10 protein-coding genes, 6 tRNA genes and 1 riboswitch are annotated in these 11,192 nt (G+C 29.9%); of the genes, 12 read left to right on the top strand and 4 right to left on the bottom strand.

What is annotated here, in order from left to right; translation table 11 throughout:
- Nucleotides 1-777 (top strand): PLP-dependent aminotransferase family protein (locus ACRC8M_RS07220; RefSeq protein WP_438528526.1); only part of this gene is annotated, 777 nt, incomplete at its 5' end.
- Here ACRC8M_RS07220 and ACRC8M_RS07225 read toward each other — a convergent pair.
- Nucleotides 733-1,161 (bottom strand): threonine/serine exporter family protein, encoded by a 429-nt coding sequence (locus tag ACRC8M_RS07225; RefSeq protein ID WP_438528527.1) that lies wholly within the window; start codon nt 1,159-1,161, stop codon nt 733-735. The genes ACRC8M_RS07220 and ACRC8M_RS07225 overlap by 45 nt on opposite strands.
- Complete coding sequence (locus ACRC8M_RS07230) at nt 1,161-1,934, bottom strand: threonine/serine exporter family protein (RefSeq protein WP_438528528.1); 774 nt, start codon at nt 1,932-1,934, stop codon at nt 1,161-1,163. The genes ACRC8M_RS07225 and ACRC8M_RS07230 overlap by 1 nt, the downstream gene beginning before the upstream one ends.
- Before the next feature lie 156 nt (nt 1,935-2,090).
- On the opposite strand from ACRC8M_RS07230, the gene ACRC8M_RS07235 reads away from it, so the two are divergent.
- From ACRC8M_RS07235 to ACRC8M_RS07270, 8 genes are all read left to right on the top strand, one after another.
- Nucleotides 2,091-2,178: transfer RNA gene (locus ACRC8M_RS07235), tRNA-Leu, on the top strand.
- Between the two features lie 7 nt (nt 2,179-2,185).
- Nucleotides 2,186-2,270: transfer RNA gene (locus ACRC8M_RS07240), tRNA-Tyr, on the top strand.
- An 8-nt stretch (nt 2,271-2,278) separates the two neighbouring features.
- Nucleotides 2,279-2,354: transfer RNA gene (locus ACRC8M_RS07245), tRNA-Thr, on the top strand.
- A gap of 126 nt (nt 2,355-2,480) precedes the next feature.
- Nucleotides 2,481-3,740, top strand: a complete 1,260-nt coding sequence (locus ACRC8M_RS07250) for a hypothetical protein (protein ID WP_438528529.1) — start codon at nt 2,481-2,483, stop codon at nt 3,738-3,740.
- Between the two features lie 48 nt (nt 3,741-3,788).
- The gene (locus tag ACRC8M_RS07255) at nt 3,789-4,175 is read left to right on the top strand and encodes an META domain-containing protein (RefSeq protein WP_438528530.1); all 387 of its coding nucleotides are present in this window, start codon (nt 3,789-3,791) and stop codon (nt 4,173-4,175) included.
- Entirely contained in the window at nt 4,162-4,632 is a 471-nt protein-coding gene (locus ACRC8M_RS07260) for an NlpC/P60 family protein (RefSeq protein WP_438528531.1), read from the top strand. Before ACRC8M_RS07255 ends, ACRC8M_RS07260 begins: the two co-directional genes overlap by 14 nt.
- A 124-nt stretch (nt 4,633-4,756) precedes the next feature.
- Nucleotides 4,757-4,937: riboswitch (cobalamin riboswitch) on the top strand.
- A 157-nt stretch (nt 4,938-5,094) separates the two neighbouring features.
- Nucleotides 5,095-7,185 (top strand): TonB-dependent receptor, encoded by a 2,091-nt coding sequence (locus ACRC8M_RS07265; protein ID WP_438528532.1) that lies wholly within the window; start codon nt 5,095-5,097, stop codon nt 7,183-7,185.
- A 12-nt stretch (nt 7,186-7,197) separates the two neighbouring features.
- On the top strand, nt 7,198-7,737 hold the full coding sequence (locus ACRC8M_RS07270) for a YkgJ family cysteine cluster protein (protein ID WP_240220548.1): 540 nt from the start codon (nt 7,198-7,200) through the stop codon (nt 7,735-7,737).
- A 12-nt stretch (nt 7,738-7,749) separates the two neighbouring features.
- Here ACRC8M_RS07270 and ACRC8M_RS07275 read toward each other — a convergent pair whose 3' ends face one another.
- Nucleotides 7,750-8,604 carry a DMT family transporter gene (locus ACRC8M_RS07275; RefSeq protein WP_438528533.1) on the bottom strand — a complete coding sequence of 285 codons (855 nt, stop codon included), beginning with the start codon at nt 8,602-8,604 and terminating at the stop codon, nt 7,750-7,752.
- 95 nt (nt 8,605-8,699) lie between these two features.
- Nucleotides 8,700-10,520, bottom strand: coding sequence for a glutamine--fructose-6-phosphate transaminase (isomerizing) (gene glmS, locus ACRC8M_RS07280; protein ID WP_438528534.1), 1,821 nt, complete (start codon nt 10,518-10,520; stop codon nt 8,700-8,702).
- A 349-nt stretch (nt 10,521-10,869) separates the two neighbouring features.
- Between glmS and ACRC8M_RS07285 the strand changes: the two genes are divergently transcribed.
- The 3 genes from ACRC8M_RS07285 to ACRC8M_RS07295 all read left to right on the top strand — a co-directional run bounded on the left by ACRC8M_RS07285 (nt 10,870) and on the right by ACRC8M_RS07295 (nt 11,131).
- Nucleotides 10,870-10,957, top strand: a tRNA-Leu gene (locus tag ACRC8M_RS07285).
- A 7-nt stretch (nt 10,958-10,964) separates the two neighbouring features.
- A tRNA-His gene (locus tag ACRC8M_RS07290) sits at nt 10,965-11,040 on the top strand.
- 15 nt (nt 11,041-11,055) lie between these two features.
- Nucleotides 11,056-11,131: transfer RNA gene (locus ACRC8M_RS07295), tRNA-Gly, on the top strand.
- The last annotated feature ends 61 nt before the right edge of the window (nt 11,132-11,192 follow it).

Genomic DNA, 11,192 nt, shown 5'->3' on the forward strand with positions numbered 1-11,192 from the left:
AAAGAGGATGGTTGGGATTTAAAAGAGTTTGAAGATATATTAAAAGAAGAAAAAATAGATTTTGTGTATGAGTGTATAAATTTTCAAAATCCTACAGGTGTTACTTGGTCTTTAGAAAAGAGAGAACGACTTTTACAACTAGCCGAAAAATATGGATTTTATATAGTTGAAGATGATAGTTTTTCAGATTTTTATTATACAGAAGAAAAACCTAAAACTTTGAAAAGTTTGGATAAATTAGGACAAGAGAAAGTTATCTATATTAAAACATACTCAAAAATACTTATGCCTGGAATTGGATTAGCGATAATGACAGTACCAGAAAACCTTATGCAGAGAGTTCTTTTAATAAAGTATGGTCTAGATACGACAACCTCTGGAATAAATCAGAAAATTTTAGAAAAGTTTATAGTTAGAAATAAATTACAAGAGCATCTATCTTTACTCAGACGGGAGTTTGGTAAGAAACAAAAGCGATGCTTGGAGTTGTTAGAGAGAATTCAAGGATTGAATGTGATGCATAAACCAAATGGTGGTTTTTTTATTTGGATTAAACTTTCTGATAATATAGATGGTGAAAAATTTTATTTGAAATGCAAAGAAGAGGGAGTAGCTCTTTTACCAGGAGCTTTATTTTATAAAGATAAACGAGATGTTTGTAAAATTAGATTAAGTTTTATATCTCCAACCCTATTTGAAATAGAAAAAGGATTGGAGATATTAGAAAAAACATTATTTCTTTGTAAGATGGAAAATTCTAAAAAATGTAGTTACTAAAATTATTCCAAGAGCCATAGAACCAGCAATTATTGAAGTTTCCATACCTTTTAACATAGAATCTTGGTATTTATTTTGAATTAGATATAGCATAGTGTAATAAACCCCACCACCTGGAGCCATAGGTATAAGAGCGGCTATAAGTAAAGTAGGAACTGTAGTTTGTAATCTTTTTGCCATAATCTCAGAATAAAAAGCAGTGATGGCTGTTGCTAAAAGATAACACGTAGAGTAAGAGTATCCTTCTTTTGTAAAAAGTAAATAAAAAAGCCAGCTTATAGCACCGCCAATTCCCGAATAAATGATGAGTTTTCCTCTAACATTAAAAAGAATAGCAAAACTAATTGTAATAAAAAAAGCAAATATAACTTCCATAAAAAACATTAAAATCCTCCAAAATTAAAAAAAAGTTTTGTAACTAATCCAGCACCTATAGCTATAGCTCCACCGATCATAAGAACTTCCATAGCTCTTGAAGTGCCAGAAACTAAATCTCCAGCAATAATATCTCTAATAGAGTTTATAAAAGCAACTCCAGGAACTAACAACATTAAAGAAGAGATTATACTGATAGATGGAGTTGTAATTATTCCGCTAATATAAAATAAGTTAGAAATAAAAGCACAAATTGCTCCAGAAATTAAATTTATAAAGAAGCTATTTAGTTGTAATCCTGAAATAATATAAGAAAATAAAGCAACACCGCATCCTGCAACAAAAGCAGCAGCAAAATCATTTGGTCCACCTTTAAAAGAAACAACAAAACTTGCTGCTCCCAATGCAGAAGCGATAAAATTCATGCCGAAACCATAAGGTGATATTTTATTAATGTCTTCTAAAGATTTTTTTAATTCTAAAAAAGAGTATTTTTCAATTTCGTTTACTAATTTATGAACTTGATGAATTTTATCTAAATTTGTGGATCGAGAACTGATTCTCTCTACTAAGGAAACAACTTCATCGTCGATATTCTTTCCAGAAACGATAATACATGTTAGTGTAGCAAAGCAATCAATTTTTAAATTAAAGTGTTGACCGATTCGAGCGATAATATCCTCAACTCTGTAAACTTCCCCCCCGCTAGTGAGAACTATTTTTCCGGCGAAAGTTGCTAGTTGAAGGACACGATGTTCGGTAATTAGTTGTTTTTTTGGCATAAAATCTCCTATAATTATAAAAATTTAAAACATATCTAATAGTAGCATTAAAGTTTCTAAAAAGCAACAGAGACATTGTTAAAAAAAATAAAAAAAGTTGTTGACACAAACTTTAAATTATGGTATTATTAATTTGTTGAAAGCGAAAGCAATCACGCCTGGGTGGCGGAATAGGTAGACGCACAGGACTTAAAATCCTGAGCTATCTGATAGCGTGCCGGTTCGATTCCGGCCCCAGGCACCATACAAGTGGTGAGGTTCCCGAGCGGCCAAAGGGATCAGACTGTAAATCTGACGGCTCTGCCTTCGAAGGTTCGAATCCTTCTCTCACCACCATTTTATAAGCCGCTTTAGCTCATCTGGTAGAGCAACTGACTTGTAATCAGTAGGTGATTGGTTCGACTCCGATAAGCGGCACCATAAAAAGTTATTAACTCCTTTTAAGAGGAGTTTTTTTATTTTTTGTAACATTTCTTTTTTTAATAAAAAAAATATAGTATAATTTAATAGAGAGATATAGAAAAAATAAAAAAAATTGGGGGAAACATGAAAAATATATTAATATTATTGTTATTAATTTATACGAATATAATGGCAACGAAAAATGTAGTGACTTTGAAATATAAGTCTAATGAACCACTATTAGGAAGAGGTCATTACTTAATTATTTCAGATATTCCAGTTCCAACTTATCCAAATACAATAGGATATTTTTCAAATGTAGATATTTTAGGAAAAAATTTAAAAATAGATAAAAATTTAGAAAAGATTACAATAAAAAAAGAAGGAAAAACAATAAGGGAAAAGAGTGTCAGTTGGGACAAATATACCTTTCAAATGGAAAAAATAGATTTAAATGGTTTAATCATAGAGTTAAAATGGAAAAGTTTAAATAGGCAAAAAATGGAGTTAATGCTTTACGAATGGGATTTAGAAAAAAAAGAGTATGAGTTGGAAATAGAATATAAGTATCCTGATAGAGTTGAGACACAAGTACTGAAGATAGAAATGCCTACTTTTAATCCAAATATATATTTAGATTTTGACTATAAAAATCCGATTTTAAAAAAGCAAGAATATGGGAAAAAATATCTGATAGTAAAAAAAATCCAACTAAACGATTATGATTTAGAAATAACAAGAAGTGGGAATAAATCAGATGGATTAAGATTAATTCTAAAGTCACAAGCAACAATAGAGGGAGATGACGACTATAGAAACAGTGTTAAGATTGTTCCTTTAATAGAGAAATATCCAGGAATTTTTCTTGAAGAGTTAGATTATGGTAATATATTTAAAAATTCAAAAGAAATTTTTATAGGGATAGAGTTGCCGAAAGATTTAAATTATAATAAGAGTTATAAAATTTCTGGCGATATTTTAAGTATAGCTTACAGAAGTAAAAAAAATATATTGATAGATAAAATAGTTATTTTAAGTGGAAAAAAAGAGATTTCTAAAGTTATTGGAATAACTAAAAATTATAGTAGCCAAGATAGAATAGTTATTGGGGATTTAGAAAAAAATGATAAATATTATGAGATTGATTCTTCAAACATTGTGGATAAAAACTATAAAAATTTAAAAATAAGAATTAATAATATTGAAGAAGTCATAGATGTTTTAGGAAATTCTAAGATAATATCGTTTGAAAATATAAAAATCAAAGTCGAGAATGGTAAGGTTTTTGTCACTATTGATGATTTAGAAAAATTTAAACAAGGCCAAGAGATTATATATGATATATTAAATAAAAATAATGAAATAATAGATAAAGTAAATTTAAAATTTTATATGGAGAATTAAAGTTTAACATGTTAAAATAGAAAATAATAATAAAGAAGAGGTGAAGAAATGAAAAAGTTAACAATATTTTTGATTACAACTATGTTGTTTGTTGGATGTTTTGGAAAAAAAGAGAATGTAAGTTCTCAAATTGTTGGAAACACATATACTCTTCAAGGAGTCCTTCCAGAGAGTGAAATTGATATTAATTTTGCAAAAGATAAGGTTTCTGGAACTTCAAGTGTTAATAGATATTTTGCAAGCTATACATTAGAAGGGAATAAAATTTCGATTCAAGAGCCTGGATCTACTAGAATGATGGGACCTGAAAATTTAATGATACAAGAGCAAAAGTATTTAAAAGATCTTAAAGATTCAAAGGAGATTGAGGTAACAAAAGATGGTATTGTAGTACTTACAAATTCAGGAGAGAAATTAAATTTTGTTAAAAAATAATAGATTTTTTTTAAAAATATTACTTTTGTTCATTTTAGTTATACTTACAGGGTGTTCATCAGCTAGAATTAGTGAAAGAGAAAGAACTGAAAGAACTACTAAAATAACGACTTTTTATAAAAGTTGGAAAGGGACTAGATACAGGCTGGGTGGTACAACTAAAAGTGGAGTAGATTGTTCAGCTCTGATGCAACATCTTTATAGAGAGAAGTTTTCAAAAAGGCTGCCAAGAACAACTAAAAATATGGCCCAAGAGGGAGATAAAATAAAAAAGCGTAATCACTGGGAGGTTGGAGATTTAGTATTTTTTAAGATAGGTTGGAGAAAGACTCACCATGTGGGTGTTTATTTAGGTAATAATAAATTTATGCATGCATCGACATCTAAGGGTGTTATAATTTCTGAAATGGACGGCTATTGGAACAATCATTTTTGGCAAGTCAGAAAAGTTTTATAATTAGAGAAGAAGTAGATGTTCTACTTCTTTTTTTTATAATATAAAAAAGAAGTCAAAATAAAAAAATATATTCAAATAATAAATGTTGTATTCAAATAATTGACAAAATAAATTTAAAGTATTATATTATAAAAGTATTTTAAATGCCAAAAGGCTTAATAAAGGAAGATGGGTGAGAATCCCACGCAGCCCCAAGCTACTGTATTGTGGACGAAACTGATAGAACCACTGGATTATAAAATCTGGGAAGGATTAGGAGTAGGATGAAACTGAGTCAGGAGACTTATTTAAAATTTAGTTTTTTATTTTTCATGGGGGAAAAATAAGAAATAAGAGTATATTTTATGACATGATTTTTTGTAATTAAATAAAAACTCCTAATTTCTAATAAAAGCTAAAGTTTAAGAAGTCTTTGGTTTTTTATTAGATTTTTTTATTTTAAAAGAGTAATTGGAGGGAAATATGAACAAAAAATTATTATTACTATCTTTACTTATTGTATCTGGTATAGCAAAAGGTGGAGAAAACAAAAGCTTTGTAAAATTAGAAGATACAGTTATTACAACTCAAAACTTTGAAACAACAGTTAGAGATACTCCCACAAATATTTCTATTATAACAGCAGAGGAAATTGAAAAAAGCGGTTCAACAAATTTAGTTCAAGTTTTAAGAGACGTGCCTGGGTTATTTGCTAGAGAATATGCGGGTGGTGAAATAAGATTTGATTTAAGAGGACAAAACCCAATGTACGCTAATAAAAATATTATTGTTACAATAGATGGTGTTCCTATAAATAGAACAGGTTTAGGAAGTTCTGATAGCTATAATCTTTCTCAAATTCCTGTTGAAAGAATTGAAAGAATTGAAGTTATTCCAAGTGGTGGAGCAGTTTTATATGGTGATGGTTCTGTTGGAGGTATCATTAATATTACTACAAAAACAGTTGAGGATAGACAAAACTACGGTTCTATAAATTTTAATGCTGGAAGTCACGGGTTATTTTCAGAAAATATAACCTATGGAACTAAAATTGGTAATAATTTTCTAAATGAGATTTCATTTAGTAAGTATAATTCTCACGGATCAGGAAGAAAATTATCTGATGGAACTAAAGAAAAAGTTGATAAATACTCTTTTGACTATACAGGAAAATATCTTTTAGATAATGGTGATATAGAGTTTAAATATAGTCATGCAAAATCTGAGACTCACTTAGGAGGAACAATACCTCAATATATATTTGATGAAAATATTAAATATGCATCAAAATTTTCAAAAAGTAAATATGAATTAAATGATTTTTACTTAAAATATAGAGCAGAAGTTTCAGATAGTTTAGAATCCGTAACTTATATTAATTATTTACATAACGATTATTCTCCTTATTCAGGAGGTTTTTATAACAGTAATAGATATAAAGAAAGAAAAGAATATGTTAAATCTCAATTAAAATATAAATATTTAGAAAATAATTATCTTATTTTTGGAGCAGACTACTCACATCATAGAGAAAAGGATTCTATGGCAAATTTAAAAACTTATAAAGATGGAAGAGAAGCTAAAAAAGAAGCTTACGGAATCTTTTTAATGAATAAGATAGAATACAATAAATTTCAATTTATTCAAGGAATAAGAAAAGAATACACTGATTATGATTATTATTTACAAAAGTTAAAGGATGTTAATGACCCTTCTAAATATTATGATATGGAAAGTAAAAAATTTAATAATACAGGATTAGAATTTGTAATAAACTATTTATATTCAGATACAGGATCGACATATATAAATTATACACGAGGATTTAGAACCCCAAGTGCCACTGAAATGGGAAGCTATGAGCCTATTTTACAAGGAGTTTATGAATACAATAGAAAATCACAAACAAGTGATAATATAGAAATAGGTATAAAAGATTTTGTTGGAAACACTTATCTTTCAGCATCTGTATATTATAATAAAATTGACAATTATATGTATTCTAAAATCCCTACAAATATTGAAGATTGGGATAAGAGTATAACTGGAAATTTAGGTAAAGTTGATAAATATGGTACGGATATAGTTGCAGAGCATTACATAGGAAATCTTACTCTTAGAATAGGAATTTCATATATTCACCATGAATTAAAAGATGGACCTACAAAAGGTGAACCGATTCCAAGCGTTCCTAATTGGAAGGTTACTGCAGGAACAACTTATAACTTTACGCCTAAATTCTCGGCTAGTGTAGATGCTCTTTACCATGGTTCTTATACTGTTTTGGATGCACTAAAATATAAGGTTGGAACATTACCAGAGAGTGGAGATGAAAGTTCACTTGAAAAATATGATGAGAAAGTAGACTCATATATAACAGTAGATTTATCTACTAGTTATCAATTTGAAAATGGGCTTACTTTAACTGCTAGAGTAGACAATTTGTTTGATAAAAAATATGATAGATACGTTGGAGCTTGGGGAGATTTTTCTGGAGATTCTACATATGTAGTTCAACAGCACTTACCTGCTCCTGGAAGGACTTTTACTGTAGGAGCTCTATATAAATTTTAAAAGGAAGAGGAAATGAAAATATTAAGAGAAATATTGGAAGATGCAAAAAATAAAATAGTGCAGTTGAATGGGGAAAGGTTATGTAATCAAACTTCTAATTCATGTGGTTGCTGTAATTGGGATTATTCATTAATATCCTTAGATGAAAAGAAAGAGATAATAGAGTTTTTAAAGAAAAATAATGAGATAAGAGAAAAAATATTAAAAAATAAATTAGAGGAAAATATTTGCTATTTTCACGATAAAGAACTAGGAAAATGTTTGATATATAAATTAAGGCCGATATGTTGTAGATATATATCATATAAAATCTATGAAAAAGATGATTGTTTTAAAACTTGCTCTCCTTTAGAACCTTGTAAAAAGGGTTGTTCAACAGTTATAAGAATAGAAAAAAAAGATGTTAGAATAGAAAAATATCCTTTAAAAAGTTATCAGCTAAATGATGAAAGATATTATTTTATAGATGATAAGGTGATAGAAGAGTATAAAAAATATAAAAATAAACAAAATGTTAAGTTAAACAGTGTGATAGAAGAAATAAAAAAGTGATTGCTGTAGCAATCACTTTTTTGATAGTCTGTAGTTAAAAATAGCCGCTCCAATAATTATTAAGCCACCAACCAGACTTAGAGTATCTGGAATCTCTTTCCAAAACATAAAGCCTATTATAGCTGAAAATATAATGCTTAAGTATTGGTATATGGAAACTTCACTGGCTAATGCGTATTTATAAGCGTGTGCTAATCCGATTTGGCCAATAGTTGCAAAAATACCAGTTAAAATAAGATAAAATAATTGAATCCCATTGGGAACGACAAATCCTTGGATTAACATTGGAGGAATCATACCAACCATAGAAAAAGCTGAAAACCATAAAACTAGAGTTGAAGGTTCCTCCATAGTCCTAAGATATCTAACTAAAGTATAAGCTCCACCAGCAAAAATAGCTGATAAGAATCCAGCTAGAGCAGGAAGCATTTCAAAACTAAATTTAGGTTTTATAACAAGAAGTGCACCAAATAAAACTACAACTAAGATTGGGATTTGATGTTTCTTTAATTTTTCTTTTAAGAACAATGTTGCAAAAATAGTAACAAAGAATGGTGAAAGTTTGTTTAATAGAGCTGAATCAGCTAAATAAAGTTTATTTATACAATAAAAATACAAAACTGCACCAGTTAAACCAGTAATACATCTGTAAACCATAAATAATCTACTTCTATTACTACTTCCCCAAATATTTATATTTTGTCCTCTCATTGTAAAAAGTAGCATAACTACACCAATAAGATTTCTAAAAAAAAGTTTTTCAAAAGTTGAGATATCGCTACCAATAAATTTAACAGTAGCACCCATTAGTGCCATTCCTAAAGCGGAGATGCACATCCAAATTGTACCTTTTAATCTATCATTCATATATAACCTCCTAAAGTAAAAATATTATAACATGAAAAATTGTTAAATTCCACTTAATAAGTATAAAAAAAAGAGCCTGTTGGGCTCTTCTTAAATTATTCAACAGTTACTGATTTTGCTAGATTTCTAGGTTTATCTACGTCGATACCTTTATCTACTGATGTAAAGTATGATAAAAGCTGTAACGGAATAATGGCTAATAAAACAGAGAAAACATCTTCGATATCTTCCACACCGATAAACTCATCAGAAACATCAATAGCTTCTTCACAAGATTTTCTTGCAATGGTTATAATATGTGCTCCTCTAGCTTTAAGTTCTTTTATATTTGATATTGTTTTTTCTAAAAGATTTGATTGCATTCCGATAACTACAACAGGCGTTCCTGGTTCTATTAAAGCTATTGACCCATGCTTTAGTTCACCAGCAGGAAAAGCTTCAGTATGAATATATGTGATCTCTTTCATTTTTAATGAACCTTCCAGAGCTGTAGCAAAATCTACACCTCTTCCAATATAAAAGCCATTATGCTTGTCTTTCATAAAATTTGCAACACTTTTAATAGTTTTAGTATTATCTAAAGTAGTTTTAATCTTTTCTGGAATACTGTATAAAGAAGAGATTAACTTTTCTGCTTGCTCCTTAGATAATCTTCCTTTTTTCTCAGCTAAATATATAGCTAATAGTTGAAAAATAGTCACTTGTGTTGTATAAGCCTTAGTAGAAGCAACCGCAATTTCAGGTCCAGCCATAGTATAAATTGTATTGTGAGCTTCTCTTGAAATAGTTGAACCAACAACGTTAGTAATAGCTAATGTTTTTGCACCCCTAGATTTTGCCTCTTTTAAAGCTGCAAGTGTATCTAAAGTTTCACCAGATTGGCTTACAAAAATAGCTAAAGTATTTTCGTTGACGAAAGGATTCATATATCTATATTCAGATGCAATTTCAACTAAAGAGTTAATTCTAGAAATTTCTCTTAAAGCATATTGTCCTTGTAATCCAGCATGAAATGCAGTTCCACAAGCAACAATATGAATCATATCAAATTTATTGATTTCATCATCAGATAAAACATCAGAGAAATCAATAATTCCATTGTGAACTCTTCTGTTTAAAGTTTCTTCAATAGATTTTGGTTGTTCGAAAATCTCTTTGATCATAAAATGAGGAAAACCGCCTTTAGTAGCTTGTTCATAGTCCCATTCAATAACTTTAATTTCTCTTCTTACAGAATTTAAAGTTTTATCAAAAATTTCTATAGAGTTAGCGGTTAATTTTGCAATATCTCCATCCTCTAAAAAATACACATTCTTAGTATATTTTAGAAGTGCAGGGACATCTGATGCGATAATATTTTCATTTTCGCCAATTCCAATTACAAGTGGGCTATCTTTTCTTGCACAGATGATTTCATCTGGAAAATCTTTATGAAGAATTCCAAGAGCATAACTTCCTCTAAGCTGTTTTATAGTTTCTGTGACAGCTTTAAAAAGGTTTCCTTTATAAAGAGAATGAATAAGATGAGCAACAACTTCAGTATCTGTATCAGAATTGAATCTATATCCCTTTTGAATAAGTTCATTTTTTAAGATTGAATAGTTTTCAATAATTCCATTATGAACTACAGCAATAGACATATCTTCGCTGAAATGAGGATGAGAATTTCTATCAGATGGCTCACCATGAGTCGCCCATCTTGTATGACCAATTCCAATGTGAGAGTCTAAATCCATTCCTTCTAAATGAGCTTCTAAATTTTTTAGTTTACCTTGTTTCTTTTCAACTATAATTTTAGAGTCCTTTATAATTGCGATACCAGCTGAATCGTATCCTCTGTACTCGAGTTTCTCCAACCCTTGTAAAACTACACTTTTAGCATCTCCTTTTCCTATGTAACCAACAATTCCACACATAAAAAATCCTCCTTAAAATATTTAATTTTCAATGTTCTTTATATTTAAGAAGAATCACTACTTACTTTCTTTTGTCCTAAAAGTCACCTTTTAGATTTGTAGAAGGTCTAAGGCTGTAGTAACCTCTGGAATATCCGCCGAATGTTCGATGATTCCAGTCCTCGTCAACTTAAAAAAGTTCTGGCGCTTATTTTCTTTTTAATTCTCCTAAATATAGAGTCATTCAATGGTATCATAAGTTCAAAAAAGTTGCAATAGAATTTTTTTTACAAAAAATAAAAAAACTTGTTGACTTTTCATGAAAAAAATGGTACTATTATTTTGTTGAAAGCGAAAGCAAGAAATCAACGCCTGGGTGGCGGAATAGGTAGACGCACAGGACTTAAAATCCTGAGCTATCTGATAGCGTGCCGGTTCGATTCCGGCCCCAGGCACCATTTTATGGTGGCCGTAGTTCAGTTGGTAGAGCGCCAGTTTGTGGATCTGGTTGTCGCGGGTTCGAATCCCGTCGGTCACCCCATAAAATTTATAAAATGCGGGAGTAGCTCAGTTGGTAGAGCGTCAGCCTTCCAAGCTGAATGTCGCGAGTTCGACCCTCGTCTCCCGCTCCATAAAAAATGCGTCATTAGCTCAGATGGTAGAGCACACGACTTTTAATCGTGTTGTCACTGG

Source organism: Cetobacterium sp. (assembly GCF_051653945.1).
Lineage (GTDB): Bacteria > Fusobacteriota > Fusobacteriia > Fusobacteriales > Fusobacteriaceae > Cetobacterium_A.